Below are 24,988 nucleotides of genomic sequence, written 5' to 3' on the forward strand. Positions count from 1 at the left end.
AAGCTCCCACCCACCAGGCGCCGCCTGATGCGGCGGCGCCGTTGTGCCGTGTCCGCCGCCTCCTGTCCATGGCCGCGACCCTCCCGTCCCGGGCATGGCCGCCCCGATGCCGCGGCCATTGACGCGGACGGTCCCGCCGCGCTCCCATGGCCGGCAAGGACAAGACGGTAAAACACGACATCGGAGGGAACCCATGGACCGCATTCTTCTCGTCACCGGCGGCAGCCGCGGCATCGGCGCGGCGACCTGCCGGCTCGCCGCCGCCGAGGGCTATCACGTCGCCGTCAACTATGTCAGCGACGCCGCCGCGGCCGAGGCGCTCGTCGCCGAATGCCGCGCCAAGGGCGTGCGCGCCGAAGCCTTCAAGGCGGACATGGGCAAGGAGGAGGACATCCGCCGCCTCTTCGCCGAGGTCGACGAGCGGCTCGGGCGGCTCACCCATTTCGTCAACAATGCCGGCATCACCGGCCAGGTCAGCCGCCTCGATGCCGCGTCGAGCGAGGTCATCCGCGCCTGCATCGACCTCAACGTGACCGGGGCCATCTTCGCGGCGCAGGAGGCGATCCGCCGCCTGTCGCCCAAGCACGGCGGGCATGGCGGGGCCATCGTCAACGTCTCCTCGGCCGCCTCGCTGCTCGGCGGGCCGAACGAATATGTCTGGTACGCGGCCTCCAAGGGAGCCATCGATGCCCTGACCATCGGCCTGTCGAAGGAGCTGGCGGGCGAGAACATCCGCGTCAACGCCGTGCAGCCCGGCCTCATCGAGACCGACATCCACGCCAGGAGCTCCCACGCGCCCGAGCGGCTGGCGCGGCTCACGCCGCTCATCCCGATGGGCCGCACCGGCTCGGCGGAGGAGGTGGCGCGCACCATCCTCTTCCTCCTGTCGGATGCGGCCTCCTATGTCACGGGGGCCTTCGTGCGGGTGACGGGCGGGCGCTGATCAGGCCTCGACCTCGTTCCACAGCGGGTGGAGCGCCGGCGCATCCTCCTCGATGGCGGCAAAGCGCGGCAGCTCCTCGAGGAAGAAGTTGTCGGCGCGGTCGTCATTGACCTGCGAGACCTCGCCGACCAGCACCGTGCCGGTGCCCGGCGCGCCGTAGAAGCGGTGCACGAGGCCGCGCGGCACGGTGATGCTCTCGCCGGGCGCGAGCAGGACGGGCTCGCCCGCCGCGACCTCGCGGGCGATGCCGTCGCAATGGACGACGACCGGGCCTTCGCCGCGCTTGCCGTCGGCATTGTGGGCGAAGACCTCGACGGCGAGGTGCCCGCCGCCGCGCACGATGATGTCCTCCATCTTCACCTTGTGCCAGTGCCAGGGCGTCTCCTGCCCCTCGCGCACCACCATCAGCTTCTCGGCATAGGGCACCTCGCCCGGCGCCTCCGCGATGCCGTTGCGCAGGCAGAACAGGATGAGCCCGCGGCGCATGAAGTCGCCGGAGCCGAAATCGGTGATGTCCCAGCCCATCTGCCGCTCGGCGCAGTAACGGGCCACGGCCGGATGGGCGCGCCACTCGTCCGGCGACCAGGCGGCCCACGGCGGCAGCGCGAAACGGTGCGCGGCGAAAAAGGCCTCGGCGTCGCGCATCAGCGCATTGATCTTCGATCGGCGCATTCATCCTCCTCGTCAGGTGGCGCATCCCCGCGCGGGGGCGGGGATGCGCGTCGGCGCTCAGGTCAGGGAGGCGATGATCTCGCGATAGGCGGCCTCGGGGAAGGCCTTCAGCGTGCGCGTGCGGACATTGCCGAACTGGCCCACCTGCAGGGCGAAGCGTGCCGCGACCGCATCGTCAGGTGCCTCGATGACGAGTACGATGTCGAAATCGCCCATGCACAGGTAGAAGGCCTGCATGCTGCCGGACATGTCGGCCAGGATCTTCTTGACCGCGTCGAGCCGGCTCGGCGATTCCTTGATGTTGCGAATGCCCTGATCCGTCCAGTTGGCGAGCACGATATAGGTCGTCATGGCGCTCCTCCCGGCGGCTCTCGGCCGCCGCGGCGCTCATTCCGGCCAGTCCGTCCCGTGCCGGATCGTGCCCCGCCGAGCGCCGCGGAAGGGGGCGCGGGACGCGGGACGGAAGCCGCGAGTGTGAACCTCGCGGCAAGGCTGGGCAAGCCTTCGGGCGGGGGATAGGAGGCGGGGCCCGCGCTGGCGATCGCCCGTCTCGCCGCCATGCGCGAAAGGCGGTTCCCACGTCCGCCAAAGCCGCTTAGAAGCATCGCAAACCATGGACGAGCGGCCGAGGGCCGGAGGAGAGAAGCGATGAGGCCATCCAAGCGTGCGCCGGACGAATTGCGCAAGGTTTCGCTGGAGCGGGCGGTGGCGCGCTATGCCGAGGGCTCCTGTCTCGTGAAGTTCGGCGACACGCACGTCCTGTGCACCGCCTCGCTCGAGGAGCGGGGGCCGCCGTGGCTGCGCGGCACGGGCCGCGGCTGGGTGACGGCCGAATATTCGATGCTGCCGCGCGCCACGCTGGAGCGCACGCGCCGCGAGGTGACGAGCGGCCGCCCCTCCGGCCGCACGCACGAGATCCAGCGCCTCATCGGCCGCTCGCTGCGCGCCGTGGTCGATCTTTCCGCCATCGGCGAGCGGCAGATCGTCGTCGACTGCGACGTGCTGCAGGCGGACGGCGGCACGCGCACGGCCGCCATCACCGGCGCCTGGGTGGCCCTGCACGATTGCCTCGCCTGGATGAAGGCGCGCTCCATGGTGCAGGGCGAGGCCCTGAAGGACCATGTCGCCGCCGTCTCCTGCGGCATCCATGCCGGGACGCCGGTGCTGGACCTCGACTATGCCGAGGATTCGTCCGCCGAGACCGATGCCAATTTCGTCATCACCGGCACGGGCGGGCTCGTCGAGGTGCAGGGCACGGCGGAGGGCAAGCCCTTCTCGGTGGAGGAGCTGATGGCCCTCATCGAGCTTGCGCGGGCGGGCACGGCCAAGCTCGTCGACCTGCAGAAGATGGCCGTGATGTGAGCGGGGGCGGGACCATGGCGCGCAGGCTCGAAGGCAGGATCGTCATCGCCACGCATAATGCGGGCAAGCTCAGGGAGATGCAGGAGCTCATGGCGCCCTTCGGCGTCTCGGCGGTCTCGGCGGGCGACCTTAACCTGCCCGAGCCGGAGGAGACCGGCATGACCTTTGCCGAGAACGCGGCGCTCAAGGCGCATGCGGCAGCGAAGGCGGCGGACCTGCCGGCGCTCGCCGACGATTCCGGCATCTGCGTTGCCGCGCTCGACGGCGCGCCGGGCATCTTCTCCGCCCGCTGGGCCGGGCCGGGCAAGGATTTCGCCCATGCCATGCGGCGGGTGGAGGAGGAGCTCGCCCGCCGCGGGGCGACGAGCGCCGAGGAGCGGCGGGCGCATTTCGTCTCCGCCCTCGTCGTCGCCTGGCCGGACGGGCACGAGGAACTGTTCGAGGGCCGCGTGTTCGGCACGCTGGCGTGGCCGCCGCGCGGCGACCGGGGCTTCGGCTACGACCCGATGTTCCAGCCGGACGGGCACGAGCGTACCTTCGGCGAGATGGCGAGCGACGAGAAGCACGGCTGGGGCCACGGCGAGGGCCTGTCGCACCGGGCGCGCGCCTTCTCGAAGCTCGCGGCCGCCTGCCTTCGAAAGGACACGGGGGCTGGATAGGCCGGGCGAAACGGCGACGGTGCCTGCCGCTCCCCTACCCCGCGAAGTGGCAGGGGGTCGGGGTTGGGGCGCCGCCACCGACCGGGTTGTGGGGCATTCGCGATGGAGGCGCCCTCCACCCCTGGTCCGTTCCCGCAGCAGCGGGGGAAGGGGACTGCGGCGCGCTCCTTGTAAACGCGCGTGACTGCATATGAATCACCATTGTCGACCAAAGCGGCAGGACGAGCCTTGACCCATCCCACTGCCGATGCCGGCTTCGGCGTCTATCTGCACTGGCCGTTCTGCGCCTCAAAGTGCCCCTATTGCGACTTCAACAGCCATGTGCGGCATACGCCGGTCGACGAGCCGCGCTTCATCGCGGCCTTCGAGCGCGAGATCGCCCACAATGCCGCGCTGACCGGCCCGCGCGAGGTGACGAGCATCTTCTTCGGCGGCGGCACGCCCTCGCTGATGCGGCCGGCGACGGTCGGGGCCATCCTCGAGGCGGTGGCGAAGCATTGGTCGATCGCGCCCGGCGCCGAGATCTCGCTGGAAGCGAACCCGACGAGCGTCGAGGCCGAGCGCTTCCGCGGCTATCGCGCCGCCGGCATCAACCGGGTGTCGCTCGGCGTGCAGGCGCTCAACGATGCGGACCTGCGCCGCCTCGGGCGCATGCACACCGCGGCCGAGGCGCTCGCCGCCGTGCGCATCGCGGCCGATACGTTCGAGCGCTATTCCTACGACCTCATCTATGCCCGCCCGCACCAGACGCCGGCCGAATGGGCGGCTGAGCTCGAGGAGGCGATCGGCTATGCCGTCGAGCACCTGTCGCTCTACCAGCTCACCATCGAGCCGGGCACCTGGTTCGAGCGGCTGTTCGCCGCCGGCAAGCTGAGCGTGCCGGACGGCGAGACGGCGCGCGCGCTCTACGACGTGACGCAGGAGGTCTGCGCCCGGCGCGGCCTGCCGGTCTACGAGATCTCCAACCACGCCCGTCCGGGGGCGGAGTGCCGGCACAACCTCGTCTACTGGCGCTACGGCGAATATGCCGGCATCGGGCCGGGGGCGCACGGGCGCCTCGTGACGGACAAAGGGCGGCTTGCGACCGCGACCATCCGTGGGCCGGAGGACTGGCTCGCCGCGGTGGAGCGCGAGGGCCACGGCATCGAGAACCGCGAGACGCTTTCGGCAGAGGCGCAGGGGGACGAATTCCTGCTGATGGGCCTGCGCCTCGTCGAGGGCATCGATCCGGCGCGCTTTGCCGCGCTCGCCGGCCGGCCGCTCGATGCGGGCCGGCTCGATTCGCTGATCGCCGACGGGCTCATCGCGCGCGATGCGGCGGGCCGGCTGCGCGTGACGGAGGCGGGCTTTCCCGTTCTCGACGCGCTGGTGGCCGACCTCGCGGCCTGAGGATCAGCCGCCGGCGCCGAGCTGGCGGGGCGCCGGGGAGACCGAGGCAGCCGTCCCGTTGCGGATCTCGAGCACGGCGAGGCCGCGCTCGTTGGTGCCGTTCGGGTTGAAGCGGAAGACGCCGTCCGCCCCGGCGAAGCCGGAGGCATTGGTCAGCACCGGCTCGCTGAAGCGCTGCTGACCCTGCGTGCGCACGAGCGCGGCGGCGAGCGAGACGGCGTCATAGCCGAGCGTGGCGATGCGCGTCGGGTCGCTGCCGTATTTGGCGCGGTAGCGCTGGGCGAAGGCATTGAAGCCGGCCGTCTCGGGCGCGGCGAACCAGCCGCCCTGCAGGCCGGCCTGGGAGAAGACGCGCGCCTCGTTCCACACGCCGGTGCCGAGCATGCGCACCTTCTGCGGGTCGACGCCGGCCCCCTGCAGCGCCTGGGCGACGGCGATGAGCGAATCGCCGCTGTCCGGGATGAAGACGGCATTGACCTGCGGCGAGGCGCCGCCCGCGACGGCGGCGATCTTCGCGGCCTGGGCCGCGGCATTGGCGCGGTCGAAGGTCTCCATGGCGACGATGCGCCCGCCGTTGCGGGCCACTGCGGTCTGGAAGGCGGCCTGTGCGACGCGGCCATAGGCCGTGTTGGGGATGAGCGCGGCGAAGGACCGCTGCCCCTGGCGCGCGGCATAGGCGACGACGCGCTCCACCTCCGATTCGGGCATGAAGCTCAGGAGATAGACGCCCGGCGCGGCGGCGCCCGCATCCGTCGAGAAGGCGATGACCGGCCGGCCGGCGCCGCGGGCGACCTGGCCGGCGGCGCGCACGGCATCGGCGAAGAGCGGCCCGAGGATCAGCTCGGCGCCCTCCGAGATGGCCGACTGGGCCGCGGCGCGTGCTCCGTCGGCCGTGCCGCGGTCGTCCTTGACGAGGATCTGGATGTCCGGCTGGCTGAACTCGCTCATGGCGAGCTCGGCGGCATTGCGCAGGGAGACGGCGGCCGCCCCGGCCTGGCCGCCGGCCGACAGGGGCAGGAGCAGCGCCACCTTGACGTTGCCGGTGCCGATGGTGGTGCCCGGCACGCTGGGCGCCGCGGGCTCGGTTCCAGCGCCGTCCGTGCCCGTCATGTTCGACAGGCCGCCGCTGCACGAGGCGACGAGCGCGCTCGTCGCCAGGACGAGGGCTGCCTGCTTGAGGCGACGCCAGAGCGAGGGGGTCGCGTCCGGGCGGGCAAGATTGCGGGCAAGGAAGCGCGTCACGGCAGACTCCTGAACACCTCTCGGCTGGGGTGCGGCCGGCAGCGGGCCGAATGAGCCGGCATTCTTCGCAAGTCGCGCAAGGATCGCAACCAAAAGTAAACGCTCCCCTTCCGGCCGCCGGCGCGCATGATCTGCCCAGAGCGAGGCGGCGTCTGCTATGGAAGGCGAAAGGCGCGTGGCAAAATTCTCGTGAACAGGGGCGCGGCATGCCAGGGTCGCGACGACAGGGACGGTCATGACGAGCAGAATCAGGGACATCGCGGGGCGGGATGCAGCAGGCCGGGGCGACGCGACCGGGCGGCCCGCAGCGCGCTTCACCGCCTTCGGCCTCGCGGCCGAGGCCGAGCCGCTCGCGCCGGGGCTGCATCTCGTCGCGACGCCCATCGGCAACCTGAAGGACATCTCCTTCCGGGCGCTCGGCACGCTCGCGGCGGCCGACGCGATCCTCGCCGAGGACACGCGGGTGACGAAGACGCTGCTCGCCCACTACGGAATCACGACGCCGCTCCTCGCCTATCACGAGCACAATGCGGCGCAGATGCGTCCGCGCGTCCTCGCCCGGCTGAAGGCCGGCGAAGCGCTCGCGCTCGTGTCCGATGCCGGCACGCCGCTCGTGTCGGATCCCGGCTACAAGCTGGTCGAGGCGGTGCTGGCCGAGGGCATCTCCGTCACCACCGTGCCCGGCCCCTCGGCCGTGCTGACGGCCCTCGTCGTCTCGGGCCTGCCGACGGACCGCTTCTTCTTCGAGGGTTTCCTGCCGGCCAAGAGCGCCGCGCGGCGCGCGCGGCTGGCCGAGATCGGCGCCATTCCCGGCACGCTGGTGTTCTTCGAATCGCCCCGGCGCCTCGCTGAGATGCTGGCTGACGCGGCGGCGGTGCTCGGCGAGCGGCCGGCGGCGGTGGCGCGCGAGCTGACCAAGCTCTACGAGACGGTGCGGCGCGGCTCCCTTGCCGCGCTCGCGGCCGAATATGGGGCCGAGGCGCCGCCGAAGGGCGAGATCGTGGTCCTGATCGGGCCCCAGCCGGTCGATGCGGAGCGCCACAGCGAGGCCGACGTCGAGCACATGCTCAAGGAGGCGCTCTCGGGCCATTCGCTCAAGGACGCGGTGGCCCTCGTCGCCGGCGCCACGGGCCTGCCGAAGCGCGAGGTCTACCAGCGCGCGCTCCGGCTCGGCGAGGCGGACACGTGAGCGCGGCGGCCCGCGATCGCCAGCCGAGCCGACAGGCCCGCGCGCAGCGGGCCGGGCTGCGTGCCGAGGCGCTGGCCGCGCTCGTCCTCACCCTCAAGGGCTACCGCATCGTCGCCCGGCGCTATGCCGCCGCCGGCGGCGAGATCGACCTCATCGCCCGCCGCGGCGACACCGTCGCCTTCGTCGAGGTCAAGGCCCGCGCCCGGCTCGACGATGCGCGCGGGGCCATCTCGGCGCAGAAGGCGGCGCGCATGGCCCGCTGCGTGCGGCACTGGCTGGCGCGCAATCCCTGGGCGGCGGGGCTGACGCTGCGCTGCGACGCCGTCTTCCTCGCCCCGCGCAGCCTGCCGCGGCACGTGCCGGCGGTCCTGTCCCTCGCCATCGATTGAACGGCCGGCTCGCGCGGGCGCTTGCCTTCGGCCGCGCCCTCGCGCATGGATCGGGGCCACGCCATATAGGGATGGTTTGGAGAAAGGACACCGACCATGGGCCTCACCGTTGCCGTGCAGATGGACCCTATCGAGCGCATCAACATCGCCGGCGACACGACGTTTGCCCTGATGCTCGAGGCGCAGGCGCGCGGGCACGACCTGCTCTACTACACGCCCGACACCCTCTCGATGCGTGACGGGATGATCACCGCGAAGGCCTATCCCGTGCGCGTGCGCGACGTCGCCGGGGAACATGCGAGCCTCGGCGAGCCGGAGCGCATCGACCTCTCGCGCATCGACGTCATCCTCCTCCGGCAGGATCCGCCCTTCGACCTCGCCTATATCACGACGACGCACATGCTGGAGCGCCTGCATCCCAGGACGCTGGTCATCAACGATCCCGCCCATGTGCGCAACGCGCCGGAGAAGCTCTTCGTCACCGAATTCCCGCACCTGATGCCGCCGACGCTGATCACGCGCGACAGGGACGACATCGAGGCCTTCCGCCGCGAGATGGGCGAGATCGTCATGAAGCCGCTCTACGGCCATGGCGGGGCGGCCGTGCTGCGCGTGACGCGCGAGGACCCGAATTTCGGCTCGCTCTACGACCTCTTCGCCGCGACCTTCCGCGAGCCGTGGGTCATCCAGCGCTTCCTGCCGCAGGTGAAGGAAGGCGACAAGCGCATCATCCTCGTCGACGGCGAGGCGGCCGGCGCCGTCAACCGCGTGCCGGCGGAGAACGACATCCGCTCCAACATGGTGCGTGGCGGGGCGGCGAAGCCGACCGATCTCACGGCGCGCGAGCGCGAGATCTGCGAGACGATCGGCCCGGCGCTCAAGGAGCGGGGCCTCGTGCTCGTCGGCATCGACGTGATCGACGGGCTGCTCACCGAGATCAACGTCACGTCACCCACCGGCATCCGCGCCATCAAGCGCCTCGGCGGGCCCGACCTCGCCGTCTCGGTGTGGGATGCGATCGAGCGGCGGCGGAGCGCCTGAGCCAGTCTCCGGTGCTCAGGCCCGCTGCAGGCGGGTCTCCAGGGCGGGGCCCTTGGCCAAGGTCTGGTAGACGACGCAATAGCGCTCGGTCAGCTTCATCAGCTGGTCGAGCTTGTCCTGCGGCGCATCGGTATCGACCGTGAAGGACAGGCGGATGGCCTGGAAGCCGACCGGCGCCTCCTTGTCGACGCCGAGCGTGCCGCGGAAATCGAGGTCGCCCTCGGCCTCCACCGTGCCGGAGCGCAGCGGGATCTCGAGCGCCGTCGCGACGGCCTTTAGCGTCACGCCGGCGCAGGCCACCAGGGCCTCCAGCAGCATGTCGCCCGAACACAACTCGAGCCCCGTGCCGCCCGTCGCCGGGTGGAGGCCCGCCACCGCGAGGGCGCGGCCGGTCTCGACCTTGCAGGCGATGTTCGCCTCGTCGAGGGCGCCGCGCGCCTTGAGCGTGACGAGGGCGGCTTCGGCGTTTTCGCGGTAGGCGTTCTTGAGCGGCGCCTGGAGGGCGCGGAGGGACTGGGCGTCCATGGGGTGTCCTCGGGTGTCCTCTGGCCGGTCATAGGGCGCTGCCGTGGCTGCCGGCCTGCGTGGGGTCAGCCCCTCGTGTGCGCCGCGCGGCGGCGGGCGTCAAGGCGGCTCGCAGGCCATGCCCTTTGGCGCGGCCTGTGCTATGTGCGCGGGCGACGATGCGGGGAGCCATTGGGCATGGATCGCAGAACGGGGCCGATCTACGGGCCGGACGACATCGCGGCCGAGGTCGCGGCGCTGGAGGCGCGCCACGGCCGTGACCGCGATGAGCTGCGGCGCGAGCTCATCGCCTGCCTTTCGGCCGGGCTCGTCAAGGGACGGGCGGCGGTGGAAGAGAAGCTCCTCGCCGAGCAGGACGGGCTCGCCTGCGCCCGCCGGCTCTGCGCGCTCATGGACGGCGTCGTGCGGGCCGTCTACGGCGTCGTGGTGCGCCATTTCTACCGGGTGGACAATCCCTCGACCGGCGAGCGCCTCGCCGTCGTCGCCACCGGCGGCTACGGCCGCGGCACGATGGCGCCGGGCTCGGACGTCGATCTCCTCTTCCTCCTGCCCTACAAGCAGACCGCCTGGAGCGAGAGCGTCGTCGAGGCGATGCTCTACATCCTGTGGGACCTCAAGCTGAAGGTGGGCCACGCCACGCGCTCGGTGGACGATTGCCTGCGCGAGGCGCGGGCGGACATGACGATCCGCACCGCGCTGCTCGAGACGCGCTACCTCACCGGCGAGAAGGCGCTCTACGAGGACTTCCTCACGCGGTTCGATGCCGAGATCGTCGAGGGCACGGCCCAGGCCTTCGTCGAGGCCAAGCTCGCCGAGCGCGACGCGCGCATCTCCCAGCGCGGCGCCTCGCGTTATCTCGTCGAGCCCAACGTCAAGGAGGGCAAGGGGGGCCTGCGCGACCTCAACACCTTGTTCTGGATCGCGAAATACGTCTATCGCGTGCGCGACCAGCGCCAGCTGGTCAAGGCGGGGCTGTTCACCCAGGCCGAATACAAGCTGTTCCACCGCTGCGAGGAATTCCTCTGGCGGGTGCGCTGCCACATGCATTTCGCCACCGGCCGGGCGGAGGAGCGCCTGTCCTTCGACCTGCAGCGCCTCATCGCCGCGCGCATCGGCTACGGCGCCCACGGCGGGCTCTCGGCGGTCGAGCGCTTCATGAAGCGCTATTTCCTCGTCGCCAAGGACGTGGGCGACCTGACGGCGATCGTCTGCGCGGCCCTCGAGGCGCGGCAGGAGAAGCCGCGCGCCATGCTCGACCGCTTCGTGCGCCGCCTGCGCGGATCCCGGCGCAGCGCCCTCGAGGTGGCGGGCTTCGCCATCGAGAACAACCGCATCACCGTGGTCGACGAGGAGGTGTTCCTGCGCGATCCGGTCAACCTCATCCGCCTGTTCTGGCTGGCCGACCGGCACAACCGCGCCATCCACCCCGACGCGAGCCGCCTCGCCACCCGCTCGCTCAAGCTCATCGACCGGGCGGTGCGCGAGGACCAGGAGGCGAACCGTCTCTTCCTCGACATCCTGACCTCGCGCAACGCCCCGGAGGTCGTGCTGAGGCGCATGAACGAGGTCGGCGTGCTCGGCCGCTTCGTGCCGGATTTCGGCCGCATCGTCGCGATGATGCAGTTCAACATGTACCACCACTACACGGTGGACGAGCACCTGCTGCGCTCCGTCGGCGTCCTCGCCGAGATCGAGGCCGGGCGGCTCGAGGCGGAGCATCCGCTCGCCAACAGCATCATCGGCGGCATCCGGCACCGGCGCGTGCTCTATGTGGCGCTCTTCCTGCACGACATCGCCAAGGGGCGCGACGAGGACCATTCCATCGCCGGGGCGCGCGTCGCCCGCCGGCTCGGCAAGCGCTTCGGCCTCGACGAGGGCGAGATCGACACTCTCGCCTGGCTCGTCGAGAACCATCTCGTCATGTCCACGGTCGCCCAGAGCCGCGACCTCGCCGACCCGCGCACCATCGCCGATTTCGCCGCCCTCGTGCAGACGATGGAACGGCTCAAGCTGCTCCTCATCCTCACCGTCTGCGACATCAAGGCGGTGGGGCCGGGGGTGTGGAACGGGTGGAAGGGCGAGCTGCTGCGCACGCTCTATTACGAGACGGAGCTCGTGCTGTCCGGCGGCCACTCCGGCGTTGGCCAGGCGGAGCGCGTCCGGCGCGCCCAGGCCGCCCTGCGCGAGGCCCTGCCGGACTGGACGGACGCGGCCTTCGAGGCCTATGCCGGACGGCACTATCCCGCCTACTGGCTCAAGGTGGAGCTGCCACGCCGCATGAAGCACGCCCGCTTCCTCGCGGCAGCCGAAGCGCGCGGCGACACGACGGCGACGGCGGTGGAGACGGACGGCTTCCGCGGCGTGACGGAACTGACCGTGCTCGCCCCGGACCATCCGCGCCTTCTCGCCATCGTCACCGGCGCCTGCGCCTCGGCCGGCGGCAACATCGTCGATGCGCAGATCTTCACGACCACCGACGGGCTGGCGCTCGACACCATCTTCGTCTCGCGCGCCTTCGTCGAGGACGAGGACGAGCTGCGCCGGGGCGAGCGCATCGCCCGCGCCATCGAGCGGGCACTGAAGAGCGAGGTGCGCATCGCCGATCTCGTCGATTCGAAGCGGCCCTCGTCGGCGCGCGAGCGCATGCGCGCCTTCCACGTGCCGCCGGAGGTGGCGCTCGACAACAAGCTGTCGCAGCGCCACACGGTCATCGAGGTCTCGTGCCTCGACCGGCCGGGGCTGCTCTACGACCTCACGACGGCGCTCGGCAAGCTCAACCTCAACATCGGCTCCGCCCATATCGCCACCTTCGGCGAGAAGGCGGTGGACGTGTTCTACGTGACGGATCTCACCGGGGCCAAGATCGTCAGCGGCAGCCGCCAGGCGGCCATCAGGCGCACGCTGATGGAGGCGCTGCGCAAGGAGGAGGACGGCCATCCGCCCGGGCGCGGCGAAGCGGCGCGCGCGAAGGCAAGTCCTTGATTTTTCCGCCACGAGGGCTGATATCGGCCTCAATATCGTTCAAGCCAGCAACGGAACAGCATGACCCAGAAGCCGACCCGACCCGAGCCGGTCGACGAGACCCTTGCCGCGGCCGATGCTCCTGAGAATGCGGCGCCGGAGGCGGCGCAGGCCGCGAGCGAGGCGCTCGAGGCCCTCGTCAGCGAGCGCGACGACCTCAAGGACAAGCTGCTGCGCACCCTCGCCGAGATGGAGAACCTGCGCCGGCGTACCGAGCGCGAGGTGGCGGACGCGCGCGCCTATGGCATGACCAGCTTCGCCCGCGACATGCTGACGGTCGCCGACAACATCCAGCGCGCGCTCGAGAGCGTGCCGCCGGAGGTGCGCGGCAGCGAAGCCGCCAAGCCCTTCGTGGAAGGCGTGGAGCTGACCGAGCGCGACCTCCTCAAGACGCTCGAGCGGCACGGCGTGCGGAAGCTCTCCCCTCAGGGCGAGCGCTTCGATCCCAACCTGCATCAGGCGATGTTCGAGGTGCCGGACCCGAGCGTGCCGAACGGCACGGTAGTCCAGGTGGTGCAGGCCGGCTTCGTCATCGGCGAGCGCGTGCTGCGGCCTGCTCTCGTGGGCGTCTCCAAGGGCGGCCCGAAGCCCGGCAACGGCGACAACGGCGCCGGCGAGACGAAGCTCCAGTAAATCGCGACATCCGGCGCCCGGCCCAGCGGGCGCCGCTTCTTCCACCGGTCTGGCCGCCTCCGACGGCGGGGGCTAGTCTGCTCGCCCCTTGCGGGACGCTGCGGCGCGAGCGGGAGGAGACGATGCACGGCACCTTCGTATGGAACGAGCTGGCCACGGACGACGTCGAGGCGGCCAAGGCCTTCTATGCCGAGACGCTCGGCTGGAGCTTCGAGCCCTTCGCCATTCCTGACGGCGATTATTTCGTCGCCAGGGTCGGCGAGACCTTCGCCGGCGGCGTGACGGGCCTTGCCTGCGGCGCCCTGCCGGAAGCCCGTGAGCCCTACTGGTTCTCCTTCATCAGCGTGGCCGACGTCGATGCAGCGGTCGCGCGGGCCCTCGCCCTCGGCGGCAGCATCGTGCGCGCGGCGGTCGACGTCCCCAATGTCGGGCGCGTCGCCATCGTGCGCGATCCGCAGGGGGCGCCGATCGGCTGGATGACGCCTGTCGGCTGAGCGTTACGAGCCGACCGACAGACCGGCGGCGATGGTGCGGGCGCGCTGCTCGAGGTCGCCGCGCTGGTTCTCGCGCGCCATGACGACGAGGCGCAGGTAGTTGGAGCGCTCGAACCGCACGATCTGCATCAGGAACAGGCGCTGCTTGGTGCGCACGTCGTCGGCGGTGGCGACGATCTCGTGCATCGGCACGCCGTTCTCGTCCTTGCCCTCGATGCGCTGGATGGCGAGATTGGCGATGCCGGGCAGCGTGGAGAAGGCCTGCTTGGCGAAACGGTCCTGCTCCAGCGTGCCGGGAATGGCCGCTTCGCCCGAGGAGACGATGACGAGCGGCTGCTCGGCCTCGCGCACCACGTCCTTGGGGCCCTGCGTCATCAGCACGCTGTTGCCGGTGGCGACGCGCACGATGCGGAAGCCGGCGAGTTCGCCCAAGCGGAAGGGCAGGGAGGCGAGTTGCTCGTCGACCCCCGGGGGCGCGCGGAAGGCGATCGTCTTCAGGCTCTTCTCGACCGTCGCGCTGTCGTAGCCGGCGGTCGTGGCCGGCGCCTGCACCGTCACGAGGGCGGTGGTCTTGCCGTTGGTCGCCACCAGGATCCACTTGTCGAAGACGGCGGCGCCCTGCTTCTGCGTGCCCTCGACGAGGAAGGCCTTGACGTCCTTGCCGAGCGCGAAGGGCGCGCGCTTGCGCACCGTGACGCCCTGGCCCTTGAGCGCCTCGGCATTGAAGCCCTTCTCGATGTCGGCATAGGCCTCGGCCGGCATCTCGACGATGATGATGCTGGCGCCCGCGCTCTCGTCGACATAGCCGGAGAACTGGCCGGCGGGCGTCATGGACGGGGGCGGCTCGAGGCCGATGCTGAGGCCCGGAAGGAAGGGCGGCTCGGCGGCGCGCACGGCTGGCACGGCGCTCAGGCCCGCGACCACCATCAGGGCCATCATGACAAGACGCGGCAGCAGGGATGCCATACGCTCGTTCTCCTTGCGGGGGGGCGGGCAGCGTGGCGGTGCCGCCGTCCGATGATGGTTTGTCAGGGCCGCGTGACGCGGCGCAGGGTCAGATTGATCCGGCCCGGCTCGCGGAGCAAGGTCGAAGTGCCCGGCATGATCCTGTCGATGCCGTGAAAGGCGAGCCGCGCCGGCCCGCCGAAGAGCAAGGCGTCGCCCGAGGCGAGGCGCAGCGAGACCGTGGGATCGCGCCGGCCGGTGCCGCCGATGCGGAACAGGGCGGTGTCGCCGAGCGACAAGGAGAGGACGGGAGCGTCGAAATCCTCCTCGTCCCTGTCCTGGTGCAGGCCCATGCGCGTGCCGGGGCCGTAGAAGTTGACGAGGCACGCCTCCGGCGGATGCGGATAGCCGGCGAGCGCCTGCCAGGCCTCCATGAGGGCGGCGGGGATCCGAGGCCACGGCCGGCCGGTCTCGGGGTGGGTCGGCTGGTAGCGGTAGCCGGTCTCGTCCGAGACCCATCCGAGCGGGCCGCAATTCGTCATGCGCACCGAGAAGGGCTTGCCGGTGCGCGGCATGCGCGGGGTGTAGAACGGCGCCTCGCGCGCCACCTCACGCAGGGCGGCGGCCAGCGCCTCCTGCGCCGGACGGTCGAGATAGCCGGGCCAGTGCAGGACGCCCGGCCTCAGTTCCAGCGCCTGTGTCATCGCCCTCGCGGCCGGGCCTCAGCCCTTGAGCACGTCCTTCGATTCCACCGTCGTGTCCGCCTTGAGGCGATAGACGAGCGGCTCGCCCGTGGCGAGCTCCATCGTCGGGATCGTCTCGGGCGTCAGCCGGTCGAGCACCATCACGAGGGCGCGCAGGCTGTTGCCGTGGGCGGCGACGAGCACCTTCTCGCCGCGCATCACGCGCGGCAGGATCTCGCCGATGTAATAGGGCAGCACGCGGGCGGCCGTGTCCTTCAGGCTCTCGCCGCCGGGCGGCGGCACGTCGTAGGAGCGGCGCCAGACGTGCACCTGCTCCTCGCCCCAGCGCTTGCGCGCATCGTCCTTGTTGAGGCCCGACAGCTCGCCGTAGTCGCGCTCGTTGAGCGCCTGGTCGCGGATGGTCTCGAGGCTCTCCTGGCCGAGTTCCTTCAGGATGAGGTCGCAGGTGTGCTGCGCGCGGCTCAGGTCCGAGGTGAAGGCGATGTCGAAGGTAAGGCCGAGCGCCTTGAGGCGCTTGCCGGCGGCCTTCGCCTCGGCCACGCCCTGCTCGGTGAGGCCCGGGTCCTTCCAGCCGGTGAAGAGGTTTTTCAGGTTCCAGTCGCTCTGGCCGTGGCGGACGAGGACGAGAAGGCGCTCCATGGGGATCTCCGGATCGGGTTGGGCTTACAGCGCGGCGATGCCGAGCACGTCGGTCATGGTGTAGAGGCCGGGCGGGCGCTCGCGCGCCCACAGGGCCGCGCGCATCGCGCCGCGGGCGAAGAGCGCCCGGTCGTCGGCCTTGTGGGTGAGCTCGATGCGCTCGCCGTCGCCGGCGAAGACCACGGTGTGCTCGCCGATGACGGAGCCGCCCCGCAGGGTGGCGAAGCCGATGTCGCCGGCACGGCGCGCGCCGGTGTGGCCGTCGCGCACCCGCACGGCATGCTCGCGCAGGCCGACCGCGCGGCCCTCCGCGGCGGCCTCGCCGAGCATGAGGGCCGTGCCGGAGGGGGCGTCCACCTTCATGCGGTGGTGCATCTCCAGCACCTCGATGTCGAATTCCGGCCCGAGCGTCGCCGCGACGCGGCGCACCAGCGCCGTCAGCAGGTTGACGCCGAGGCTCATGTTGCCGGACTGGACGATCCGCGTCGTGCGTCCCGCCTCGGCAAGCACGGCAAGGTCAGCATCCGCCAGGCCGGTCGTGCCGACGACATGGACAATGCCGGCCCCGGCCGCGGCGCGAGCGAAGGTGACCGTCGCGGCGGGGGCGGTGAAGTCGATGACGCCGTCGGCCTCGGCGAAGGCGGACGCGACGTCGCTCGTCACCGGGATGCCGAGGCTGCCGGTGCCGGCAAGATCGCCCGCGTCCTTGCCGAGGAAGGGCGAGCCCTCGCGCTCGACGGCGGCGGCAAGCGCCGTGCCGGGTGTCTCGTGCACGGTTTTGACGAGCATGCGCCCCATGCGTCCGGCTGCTCCGACGACGACGAGTCGCATGTCCGCCATGGTGTCTCTCCCGCGCTGGCCGGCGCCGCTGCGCCCGGCCGTGGCCGGTGGTATAGCGGCGCGGGGGGCTTGCGCCAAGACCGCGCCTGCAAGGACCGCGCCTGCACGGCGATCAGGCGAGCGCCAGCACCATGGCGGCGCGGCGGGCGGCATCATGGCCGTGCCGCGCCTCCTCGGCCAATTGCTCGCGCAGGAAGGGCGGCTGCTCCTCCGGCGCCATCTCGCGAAAGCCGAGCAAGGCGTAATAGGGCCCGTTCCAGGCAATGTCGCGATAGGTGGTCAGCGTGACCCGGGCAAAACCCTGCCGGCGCGCCTCGGCGCAGACGGCGGCGATGAGCGCGCGGCCGAGGCCGCGCCCCTGGTGCGGCAGGGCAACCGAGATCTCGCCGATATGGACCATGCCGCCGCACGGCCGGGCGAAGAGGAAGGCGACGGGCACGTCGTCCGCGCCGGCCGCGACCCAGTGCCAGCCGAGGTGGCGCGCATGGCTTTCGACCGCAGCGGGCGGCTCATCGGCGACCCAGGCAAGATCGCTCGCCCGGAAGCGTTCGCCGGCCGAGCGCTCGACGTCCGGCAGGCGGGCGAGGTCCGCCGCCTGCGTCGGCCTTATGCGGTAAGGGGCGGGCGCGCCGGGCTCACCCGTCCGACGGCTGCGGTCCGTCATAGCCCTCGATGATGATGATGTCGGCGATGGCATGGCCGTCGCGCTTGGCCTTGGCGGCCTTGTACTCGGGCGAGTGCCAGCAGGCGACGGCGGCCTCGCGGTCCGGGAACTCGATGACGACATTGCGCTGGCGCGCGCCGCCTTCCACTGCCTCGAAGGCGCCGCCGCGCACGAGGAAGCGGGCCCCGTACTTGCGGAAGGCGTCGCCGTTGGCGGCGACATAGGCCTTGTAGGCCTCCGGGTCCTCGACGTCGACGCGGCCGATCCAATAGGCTTTTGCCATTCTCTCCTCCCTCAGGCGGTTAGGTTTGCGGAAATGTCGGCGACGATCGCCTCGGCCGCTGCGCGTGGATCGCTCGCGGCCGTCACCGGCCGGCCGACGACGAGGTGGTCGGCCCCGGCGCGGATCGCCTCGCCCGGCGTCATCACGCGCTTCTGGTCGCCGACGGCGCTGCCGGCCGGGCGCACGCCCGGCGTGACGAGCAGCATGGACGGGCCGAGGGCGGCACGCAGGGCGGCCGCTTCGTGCGGCGAGATGATGAGGCCGTCGATGCCGATGTCCTTCGCCTGATCGGCGCGGCGGCGCACGGTCGGCCCGACGCCCTCAGCATAGCCGGCGGCAATGAGATCGTCGTCGTCGTAGGAGGTCATCACGGTCACGGCGAGGAGCTTCAGACCCGTGCCGGCACGCCCGGCATGGGCGGCGCGCATCGTCTGCGGATAGCCGTGGACGGTGAGGAGATGCACGCCGAGCCGTGCCACCTGGGCCGTCGCACGCTCGACCGTGTTGGGGATGTCGTGCAGCTTGAGGTCGAGGAAGACCTTCTTGCCCGCCTTCACGAGCCGCTCGGCGACGGCGAGGCCGCCCCCGCCGTAAACGAGCTCCATGCCGATCTTGTAGAAGCTGACGGCATCGCCGAGCCTGTCGACGAGCGCCAGGGCCTCGTCGGCGCTCGGCATGTCGAGCGCGGTGATCAGGCGATCGCGAGCGTTCGTCTGCATGGACGTATCCTTTACGGCTGGTCGAAGGGGCGCCAGCCGTGTAGCACCTTCCGCGGCCCGCTGTCGAAGGCGAATATCGGGAAGGCGAAGAGGTTGCCGCCGCCCGGCGCCTGGTCGAAGCGCCGTGCGATCGCCTCGCCCGCGAGGTGGCAGTAGAGCAGCGTGCCGACGCCGCCATGGCCGACGAAGCAGACATCGCGGCTGCCGTCCTCGCCCTTGAGCGCGCCTTCGACGGCGGCGACGATGCGCCGCTGGGCGTCGCGGGCCCGTTCCCAGCCGCGGATGCTCTCGTCCGGATGAGCGAAGAAGAGATCGGCCGTCGCCTCGAACTCCGGCGGCGGCAGGAAGCCGGTGGCCGAGCGGTCGTTCTCGTGCATGGCCTCGCGCACCTCGACGGCAAGGCCGAGGTGCTCGGCAAGGATCGTCGCGGTCTCGACGGCCTTGCGCTCGGTGGAGGAGACGATTCGGCCGATGCGGCGCGTCCAGGCAAGGCCGGCGGCCTCGCGCGTGCGCGCACGGCCGCGGTCGGAAAGGCCCCAGTCCGGCACGGGAACGGCGGGGTCGATCGCGACCTCAGGATGGGTCACGTAGAAGGCGGTCGACACGCTACGCCCGGCGGGCGCGATAGACCCATACGCGTGCCGGCGGCAGGTTCCACCACACGCGGTTGGAGGCGGTCGCCGAATAATGCGCCGCGTCCTTCGGGATGGGCGGCACGACCGCGTAGGTGAACTGGACGAAGGGCGCCCCGCTCCGCATCAGGTCGAAGGCGTCGTTCAGCAGCGCGAGCCGCATGGGCAGCGGCTTCGTGAACAGCGGCAGGCTCGAGACGACGGCGGCGGCGGGACGGGCGGCGCTACCGCCGAGGGTCTCCGCCAGGCCGTAGGCGTCGCCCTCGACGACGGTGGCCGCCGGGAAGCGGCGCCTGAGCAGCTTGCAGAAATCGGGATTGAACTCGACGAGGATGAGGCGCTCGGGCGCCACGCCGCGGCGGATGATCGCCTCGGTGACAGGTCCCGTGCCCGGGCCGAGCTCGATGACCGGGCCGTCGAGATGCGGGTCGACATAGCTTGCCATGGTGCGGGCGAGCATCCGCCCGGAGGGGCTCACCGCACCCGTGACGAGCGGGCGCTCGACCCAGGACTTGAGGAAGCGGGCTTCGTCTTCGAGCGGGGGCTTTTCCTCGCGGCGGCGCAGCTCAATCACGGATCCACACTTTCCGGTCTTTCGGGACGAACAATAGCTGAAACAGCCAGCCGGCGCGGTCAAGCCCCTTGCCGGTCAGGCATTGCCGCTGACGCCGCCGCCGAAGCCTTCGAAGAAGTCCTTGACGCGCGAGAAGAAGCCGGTGCTTTCCGGGTGCGTCTCACGCGAGGATTCTTCCTCGAACTCCATGAGCAGCTCGCGCTGGCGCTTGGTGAGCTTCTGCGGCGTCTCGACCACCACCTGGATGTAGAGATCGCCGAAATCGCGCGAGCGCAGCACCGGCATGCCCTTGCCCCTGAGGCGGAACTGCTTGCCGGTCTGGGTGCCCTCGGGCACCTTCACGCGGGCTTCGCCGCCGTCGACCGTCGGCACGTCGAATTCCCCGCCGAGCGCGGCCGTGACCATCGAGATCGGCACGCGGCAGAACAGGTCCGCCCCGTCGCGCTGGTAGATGGGATGCGGCTTCAGCGACAGGAAGATGTAGAGATCGCCGCTCGGTCCGCCGCGCAGGCCCGCCTCGCCTTCGCCGGCGAGGCGGATGCGTGTGCCGTCCTCGACGCCGGGCGGGATGTTGACGGAGAGCGTGCGCTCGCGCGTGACGCGTCCGGCGCCCGAACAGTCGGCGCACGGGTCGTCGATGACCTCGCCGCGGCCGTGGCAGGCCGGGCAGGTGCGCTCGATGGCGAAGAAGCCCTGGGAGGCGCGTACGCGGCCGTAGCCGCCGCAGGTCGGGCATTGCCGCGGCTGCGAGCCGGGCTTGGCGCCCGAGCCGTCGCAGGCCTCGCAGACGATCGAGGTCGGCAGCGTGAGGGTCGCGGTCTTGCCCTTGTAGGCATCCTCGAGGGTGATCTCGAGGTTGTAGCGCATGTCGGCGCCGCGCTCGCGGCCACCGCCGCCATTGCCGCGGCCACGGGTGCCGGCGCGACCCATGAAATCGCCGAACAGGTCGTCGAAGATGTCCGCCATGGAGGAGGCGAAGTCGGCGCCGAAGCCGTGGGCGCCGTTCATGCCGCCGCCCTGCTCGAAGGCGGCATGGCCGAAGCGGTCGTAGGCCGCGCGCTTCTGCGGGTCCTTCAGCGCCTCGTAGGCCTCGTTGATTTCCTTGAAGCGCGCCTCGGCGGCATGGTCGCCGGGATTGCGGTCGGGGTGGTAGCGCATGGCGAGCTTGCGAAAGGCGCTCTTGAGCTCGCCGTCGGAAGCGCTGCGCTCAACGCCGAGTATTTCGTAATAATCCGCCTTGGCCATGCGACCTCGTCCTCGAAGATCGAACCGGGCCGATCCCTTGGGCCTTCCCGGCGCGGGCGCCATGCCGGCGCGCGGGAGATGAATTCAACATGCAATGACGACGGGACCCGGCGCAAGCGCCGGGTCCCGTCGCGCGTGGGTTACGCGCTCTTCTTCTTGTCGTCGTCGACTTCCTGGAAGTCGGCGTCGATCACGTCGTCCTTCGCCTCACCCTGGCCTTCAGCCGATTCGGCGCCGGCCTCGCCCGCCTGCGAGGCCTGGTAGATGGCCTCGCCGAGCTTCATGGAGGCCTGCATCAGGTCGTTGGTCTTGGCCTGGATGCCGGCGACGTCCTCGCCCTCGAGCGCGGTCTTCAGCGCGGCGATCGCATCCTCGATGGCGCCCTTCTCGGCCGCCCCCACCTTGTCGCCATGCTCCTTGAGCGACTTCTCGGTGGCGTGGATGAGGCTCTCGCCCTGGTTCTTCGCCTCGACCAGCTCGCGCCGCTTCTTGTCCTCGGCGGCGTGGGCCTCGGCGTCCTTGACCATCTTGTCGATGTCGGCCTCCGACAGGCCGCCCGAGGCCTGGATGCGGATGGCCTGCTCCTTGCCGGTCGCCTTGTCCTTGGCCGAGACGTTGACGATGCCGTTGGCGTCGATGTCGAAGGTCACCTCCACCTGGGGCACGCCGCGCGGGGCCGGCGGCAGGCCGACGAGGTCGAACTGGCCGAGCAGCTTGTTGTCGGCCGCCATCTCGCGCTCGCCCTGGAAGACGCGGATGGTGACCGCGGTCTGGTTGTCCTCGGCGGTGGAGAAGACCTGGCTCTTCTTGGTCGGGATGGTCGTGTTGCGGTCGATGAGGCGCGTGAACACGCCGCCCAGCGTCTCGATGCCGAGCGACAGCGGCGTCACGTCGAGGAGCAGCACGTCCTTGACGTCGCCCTGCAGCACGCCGGCCTGGATGGCGGCACCGATGGCGACCACCTCGTCCGGGTTGACGCCCTTGTGCGGCTCCTTGCCGAAGAACTGCTTCACGACCTCCTGCACCTTGGGCATGCGCGTCATGCCGCCGACGAGGACGACCTCGTCGATGGCGCCGGCGGACAGGCCCGCATCCTTCAGCGCCTTGCGGCACGGCTCGATGGTGCGCTGGATGAGGTCGTCGACCAGCGCCTCGAACTTGGCGCGGGTCAGCTTCAGCGCAAGATGCTTCGGCCCGGAGGCGTCGGCGGTGATGTAGGGCAGGTTGATCTCGGTCTGCTGCGCCGAGGAGAGCTCGATCTTCGCCTTCTCGGCGGCTTCCTTGAGGCGCTGCAGGGCGAGCTTGTCCTTGCGCAGGTCGATGCCCTGCTCCTTCTTGAACTCGTCGGCGAGATACTCGACGAGGCGCATGTCGAAGTCTTCACCGCCGAGGAAGGTGTCGCCGTTGGTCGACTTCACCTCGAAGACGCCGTCGCCGATCTCGAGGATCGAGATGTCGAAGGTGCCGCCGCCGAGGTCGTAGACCGCGATCGTGCCGGTCGATTTCTTGTCGAGGCCGTAGGCGAGCGCGGCCGCCGTCGGCTCGTTGATGATGCGCAGCACCTCGAGGCCGGCGATCTTGCCGGCGTCCTTGGTGGCCTGGCGCTGGGCGTCGTTGAAATAGGCCGGGACGGTGATGACGGCCTGCTCGACCTTCTGGCCGAGATAGGCTTCCGCCGTTTCCTTCATCTTCTGCAGCGTGAAGGCGGAGATCTGCGACGGCGAATATTCCTTGCCGTCGGCGGCGACCCAGGCGTCGCCGTTGCCGCCCTTGACGATCTTGTAGGGCACGAGGCCCATGTCCTTCTTCGTCATCGGATCATCGAAGGTGCGGCCGATGAGGCGCTTGATGGCGAAGAAGGTGCGTTCGGGGTTCGTCACCGCCTGGCGCTTGGCCGGCTGGCCGACGAGGCGCTCGCCGTCGTCGGTGAAGGCGACGATGGAGGGCGTCGTGCGGGCGCCTTCCGCGTTCTCGATCACCTTGGGCGTCGTGCCTTCCATCACGGCGACGCAGGAATTGGTGGTGCCGAGGTCGATACCGATAACCTTACCCATGGATGTGATCCCTCACTTTCAAGCAGACCGCCGTGCCGGATCCCGAAGCGATCCGGCCCATGGCTTGACTCTAACCAAACTCAGGCACATCGCGGCCTTGGCTGTCGCGCTGCGCCCCTAACCGACAATCCGCACGTCGGGCGCGTATATAAGGACAGGCCCTGCGGCAGGCAAGGCGACTGTCACATGCGCCGGCGGCGTTGTCTTCTGCCATGAGATGGATGCGGGGGTGGCGCTTCGCAAGGCTTGCGACCGCACCTGCCCGCGGCTTGCCCCTGAACGGGGAGGCGGCTTCAGCCGCCTGCCTGCCCGGCCTCCCAGCCGAGGATGGCCTGCTTGCGCGTGAGGCCCCAGTGATAGCCGGTGAGGGCGCCCGAACGGCCGAGCACACGGTGGCACGGCACGACGAAGGAGATGGGATTCTTGCCGACGGCAGCGCCGACGGCGCGAGCCGCGCTCGGCTTGCCGATGTGCTCTGCAACCTGCGAATAGGTGGTGGCGCAGCCCAGCGGCACCTTGAGCAGGGTGCGCCACACGCGCACTTCGAAGTCCGTGCCGATGAGGACCACGTTGAGCGGCCGGTCGGCCCGCCACATGGCGGGATCGAAGATGCGCGCGGCGAGTGGCCCGGTCACGGACGCGTCTTCCACGTAATGCGCCTGGGGCCAGCGCCGGCGCATGTCGGCGAGGGCGGCTCCGCGGTCGCCCCCATCCACGAAGCCGAGGCCGGCGAGGCCGCGGTCAGTGGCGACGAGGATGGCCTCGCCGAAGGGCGAGGGGTGGAAGCCGTAGGACATGACGAGGCCCGCGCCGCCGGCCTTGTAGGCGCCCGGCGTCATCGCCTCGTGGGTGACGAAGAGATCGTGCAGGCGGCCGGGGCCTGACAGGCCCACTTCGTAGGCCGTTTCGAGCACGCTCGCGGAGGCATCGAGCAGGGCCCGCGCGTGGTCGAGCGTGATCGCCTGCAGGAAGGCCTTGGGCGAGAGGCCGCACCAGCGCCGGAAGAGATGGTGCACCTGCGTCGTCGTCAGGCCGGCATGGGCGGCCATGTCGTCGAGCGAGGGCTGGCTGCGCCAGCGCTCGGAGATGAAGGCGATGATGCGCCGCACGCGTTCATAGTCGCCGGCGGCCGTCGCCGCGCTCTCCGCGGCGAGCAGGTCGTCGAAGACGGGCAGGGTCTTGATCGCGCTGTCCAGCATGGTCCGGCAAATCCTCCGGCGGCAAGCATAGGCATCGCGCCGGCCCGCGCCACCCGAAAGCTGCTCGGCCTCTCTGGGCAAGGAAAATCCCGTTGGCTAAGCTCGCGGTGCCGGGGGCGAAAGCAGCAGCATCGGGCCAGCGATGCAACCGGGGGAGATGGGCTCCCCCGGCTGCGGCGACAGCCTCGCCTCCTGACCGGAGGAAAGCCATGTTCTGGATTTTTCCAGGCTTCGGCTTGTTCCTGGCGATAAAGAAAACCCGGAGGGGCTGGCAAGTCTCTCTCCGGGTCTTCCTAGGCTAAGGGACCGGGGATCGGGTGAAAACCCGATCCCCACTCCGTTCTCCAATATAGCCGCAAAGCCGATCCATTCCAAGCATGGCTCCGGAAGGCTCACCCGCGCTTTGCGGTCGCGAGAGCGGCCGAGAAAGCATCGGCGAAGTCCGCCTTCTCATCGGCCGACAGGGCGTTGCCCACGGAAACACTCTCGCCGCGCGACACGACCGTCAGGCGTTGCAGGCCGAAATCCTCGTCGCTGACGCGCTCGAGCCGGGTCCAGGCCGGGTTGAATCGCCACTCGCGCCGGTCGCCGCAATGGCCGACCTTGCGCAGGAGAAGCTCGATCCGTGTCAGGAAGACTTCCTCGAAGCTGCGGGCGCGGCGGAAATTGACGCGGAAGGCGAGGTAGATGGCGAGAAGGTCGAGGCCGAAGAAGCCCGCGACCGGCCAGGCGCCGGCGAGCATGAAGGGGACGCTGGAGACGAAGGTCGCCACGCACATCAGCGTCATGACCAGCCGGAAGGCGTTCTGCCCCAGCGAGCGGTGCGGCGTGATGAGCGCGCAGAACAGCGGCTCGGCCGCGGGATCGCTCACCGCTTCCGGACCCGGCGGGAGAGAGTGCTTGTCGCTCGTCATCGCCGTCCATTATAGGA

The 24,988-nt window shown here is 70.5% G+C and carries 27 protein-coding genes; 10 read left to right on the top strand and 17 right to left on the bottom strand.

Features of this window, described 5'->3' with window-relative positions; translation table 11 throughout:
• Positions 1-193: 193 nt before the first annotated feature.
• Positions 194-943, top strand: a complete 750-nt coding sequence (locus tag GGR16_RS10410) for an SDR family oxidoreductase (protein ID WP_019403835.1) — start codon at positions 194-196, stop codon at positions 941-943.
• On the opposite strand, the gene GGR16_RS10415 is transcribed toward GGR16_RS10410, so the two are convergent.
• Both GGR16_RS10415 and GGR16_RS10420 read right to left on the bottom strand, forming a co-directional pair.
• The gene (locus tag GGR16_RS10415; protein ID WP_183316559.1) at positions 944-1,615 is read right to left on the bottom strand and encodes a D-lyxose/D-mannose family sugar isomerase; all 672 of its coding nucleotides are present in this window, start codon (positions 1,613-1,615) and stop codon (positions 944-946) included.
• 57 nt (positions 1,616-1,672) lie between these two features.
• Positions 1,673-1,966: a GYD domain-containing protein gene (locus GGR16_RS10420; RefSeq protein WP_183316560.1), complete on the bottom strand. Its 294-nt coding sequence runs from the start codon at positions 1,964-1,966 to the stop codon at positions 1,673-1,675.
• A 297-nt stretch (positions 1,967-2,263) separates the two neighbouring features.
• Between GGR16_RS10420 and rph the strand changes: the two genes are divergently transcribed.
• From rph to hemW, 3 genes are all read left to right on the top strand, one after another.
• Positions 2,264-2,977 carry a ribonuclease PH gene (rph, locus tag GGR16_RS10425; protein WP_019403838.1) on the top strand — a complete coding sequence of 238 codons (714 nt, stop codon included), beginning with the start codon at positions 2,264-2,266 and terminating at the stop codon, positions 2,975-2,977.
• Positions 2,978-2,991: 14 nt separating this feature from the next.
• Positions 2,992-3,636 carry an RdgB/HAM1 family non-canonical purine NTP pyrophosphatase gene (gene rdgB / locus GGR16_RS10430; protein ID WP_019403839.1) on the top strand — a complete coding sequence of 215 codons (645 nt, stop codon included), beginning with the start codon at positions 2,992-2,994 and terminating at the stop codon, positions 3,634-3,636.
• A 228-nt stretch (positions 3,637-3,864) separates the two neighbouring features.
• Positions 3,865-5,025, top strand: a complete 1,161-nt coding sequence (gene hemW / locus GGR16_RS10435) for a radical SAM family heme chaperone HemW (RefSeq protein WP_019403840.1) — start codon at positions 3,865-3,867, stop codon at positions 5,023-5,025.
• A 3-nt stretch (positions 5,026-5,028) separates the two neighbouring features.
• Here the strand turns inward: hemW and GGR16_RS10440 are convergent, their stop codons facing one another.
• Complete coding sequence (locus GGR16_RS10440; RefSeq protein ID WP_183316561.1) at positions 5,029-6,267, bottom strand: penicillin-binding protein activator; 1,239 nt, start codon at positions 6,265-6,267, stop codon at positions 5,029-5,031.
• Between the two features lie 235 nt (positions 6,268-6,502).
• Here GGR16_RS10440 and rsmI point away from each other — a divergent pair, with 235 nt between their 5' ends.
• The 3 genes from rsmI to gshB all read left to right on the top strand — a co-directional run bounded on the left by rsmI (position 6,503) and on the right by gshB (position 8,886).
• Positions 6,503-7,456, top strand: coding sequence for a 16S rRNA (cytidine(1402)-2'-O)-methyltransferase (gene rsmI / locus GGR16_RS10445; RefSeq protein WP_183316562.1), 954 nt, complete (start codon positions 6,503-6,505; stop codon positions 7,454-7,456).
• Complete coding sequence (locus GGR16_RS10450) at positions 7,453-7,845, top strand: YraN family protein (protein ID WP_019403843.1); 393 nt, start codon at positions 7,453-7,455, stop codon at positions 7,843-7,845. Before rsmI ends, GGR16_RS10450 begins: the two co-directional genes overlap by 4 nt.
• A 96-nt stretch (positions 7,846-7,941) precedes the next feature.
• Positions 7,942-8,886, top strand: coding sequence for a glutathione synthase (gene gshB, locus GGR16_RS10455; RefSeq protein WP_183316563.1), 945 nt, complete (start codon positions 7,942-7,944; stop codon positions 8,884-8,886).
• 15 nt (positions 8,887-8,901) lie between these two features.
• On the opposite strand, the gene GGR16_RS10460 is transcribed toward gshB, so the two are convergent.
• Positions 8,902-9,411: an OsmC family protein gene (locus GGR16_RS10460; RefSeq protein WP_183316564.1), complete on the bottom strand. Its 510-nt coding sequence runs from the start codon at positions 9,409-9,411 to the stop codon at positions 8,902-8,904.
• Positions 9,412-9,588: 177 nt separating this feature from the next.
• On the opposite strand from GGR16_RS10460, the gene GGR16_RS10465 reads away from it, so the two are divergent.
• The 3 genes from GGR16_RS10465 (at position 9,589) to GGR16_RS10475 (ending at position 13,559) form a co-directional block, all read left to right on the top strand.
• Positions 9,589-12,393: a [protein-PII] uridylyltransferase gene (locus GGR16_RS10465; RefSeq protein ID WP_183316565.1), complete on the top strand. Its 2,805-nt coding sequence runs from the start codon at positions 9,589-9,591 to the stop codon at positions 12,391-12,393.
• A 60-nt stretch (positions 12,394-12,453) separates the two neighbouring features.
• Positions 12,454-13,065 (top strand): nucleotide exchange factor GrpE, encoded by a 612-nt coding sequence (grpE, locus tag GGR16_RS10470; RefSeq protein ID WP_183316566.1) that lies wholly within the window; start codon positions 12,454-12,456, stop codon positions 13,063-13,065.
• Positions 13,066-13,187: 122 nt separating this feature from the next.
• Entirely contained in the window at positions 13,188-13,559 is a 372-nt protein-coding gene (locus GGR16_RS10475; RefSeq protein WP_183316567.1) for a VOC family protein, read from the top strand.
• Positions 13,560-13,562: 3 nt separating this feature from the next.
• Here the strand turns inward: GGR16_RS10475 and GGR16_RS10480 are convergent, their stop codons facing one another.
• The 13 genes from GGR16_RS10480 to GGR16_RS10540 form a co-directional block, all read right to left on the bottom strand.
• On the bottom strand, positions 13,563-14,525 hold the full coding sequence (locus GGR16_RS10480) for a hypothetical protein (protein ID WP_183316568.1): 963 nt from the start codon (positions 14,523-14,525) through the stop codon (positions 13,563-13,565).
• Between the two features lie 62 nt (positions 14,526-14,587).
• Positions 14,588-15,208: an alpha-ketoglutarate-dependent dioxygenase AlkB family protein gene (locus GGR16_RS10485; protein WP_183316569.1), complete on the bottom strand. Its 621-nt coding sequence runs from the start codon at positions 15,206-15,208 to the stop codon at positions 14,588-14,590.
• Positions 15,209-15,226: 18 nt separating this feature from the next.
• Complete coding sequence (locus GGR16_RS10490; protein ID WP_183316570.1) at positions 15,227-15,847, bottom strand: 2,3-bisphosphoglycerate-dependent phosphoglycerate mutase; 621 nt, start codon at positions 15,845-15,847, stop codon at positions 15,227-15,229.
• Between the two features lie 24 nt (positions 15,848-15,871).
• On the bottom strand, positions 15,872-16,678 hold the full coding sequence (gene dapB / locus GGR16_RS10495; RefSeq protein ID WP_183316860.1) for a 4-hydroxy-tetrahydrodipicolinate reductase: 807 nt from the start codon (positions 16,676-16,678) through the stop codon (positions 15,872-15,874).
• Positions 16,679-16,799: 121 nt separating this feature from the next.
• Entirely contained in the window at positions 16,800-17,351 is a 552-nt protein-coding gene (locus GGR16_RS10500; RefSeq protein ID WP_183316571.1) for a GNAT family N-acetyltransferase, read from the bottom strand.
• Positions 17,323-17,634 (bottom strand): DUF1330 domain-containing protein, encoded by a 312-nt coding sequence (locus tag GGR16_RS10505; RefSeq protein WP_019403854.1) that lies wholly within the window; start codon positions 17,632-17,634, stop codon positions 17,323-17,325. Before GGR16_RS10505 ends, GGR16_RS10500 begins: the two co-directional genes overlap by 29 nt.
• Positions 17,635-17,645: 11 nt before the next feature.
• Positions 17,646-18,353 (bottom strand): orotidine-5'-phosphate decarboxylase, encoded by a 708-nt coding sequence (gene pyrF / locus GGR16_RS10510; protein WP_183316572.1) that lies wholly within the window; start codon positions 18,351-18,353, stop codon positions 17,646-17,648.
• 11 nt (positions 18,354-18,364) lie between these two features.
• Positions 18,365-18,958, bottom strand: coding sequence for a histidine phosphatase family protein (locus tag GGR16_RS10515; RefSeq protein WP_183316573.1), 594 nt, complete (start codon positions 18,956-18,958; stop codon positions 18,365-18,367).
• Between the two features lies 1 nt (position 18,959).
• A complete protein-coding gene (locus GGR16_RS10520; protein ID WP_019403857.1) occupies positions 18,960-19,559 on the bottom strand; it encodes a class I SAM-dependent methyltransferase in 600 nt (199 codons plus the stop codon).
• A gap of 75 nt (positions 19,560-19,634) precedes the next feature.
• The gene (dnaJ, locus tag GGR16_RS10525; protein WP_183316574.1) at positions 19,635-20,804 is read right to left on the bottom strand and encodes a molecular chaperone DnaJ; all 1,170 of its coding nucleotides are present in this window, start codon (positions 20,802-20,804) and stop codon (positions 19,635-19,637) included.
• Between the two features lie 140 nt (positions 20,805-20,944).
• On the bottom strand, positions 20,945-22,858 hold the full coding sequence (dnaK, locus tag GGR16_RS10530) for a molecular chaperone DnaK (RefSeq protein ID WP_019403859.1): 1,914 nt from the start codon (positions 22,856-22,858) through the stop codon (positions 20,945-20,947).
• Positions 22,859-23,151: 293 nt separating this feature from the next.
• Positions 23,152-24,057: a bifunctional helix-turn-helix domain-containing protein/methylated-DNA--[protein]-cysteine S-methyltransferase gene (locus GGR16_RS10535; protein WP_183316575.1), complete on the bottom strand. Its 906-nt coding sequence runs from the start codon at positions 24,055-24,057 to the stop codon at positions 23,152-23,154.
• A gap of 392 nt (positions 24,058-24,449) precedes the next feature.
• Positions 24,450-24,929 (bottom strand): DUF2244 domain-containing protein, encoded by a 480-nt coding sequence (locus GGR16_RS10540; protein ID WP_183316576.1) that lies wholly within the window; start codon positions 24,927-24,929, stop codon positions 24,450-24,452.
• Positions 24,930-24,988: the final 59 nt, after the last annotated feature.

It is taken from the genome of Chelatococcus caeni, assembly GCF_014196925.1.
GTDB lineage: Bacteria > Pseudomonadota > Alphaproteobacteria > Rhizobiales > Beijerinckiaceae > Chelatococcus_A > Chelatococcus_A caeni.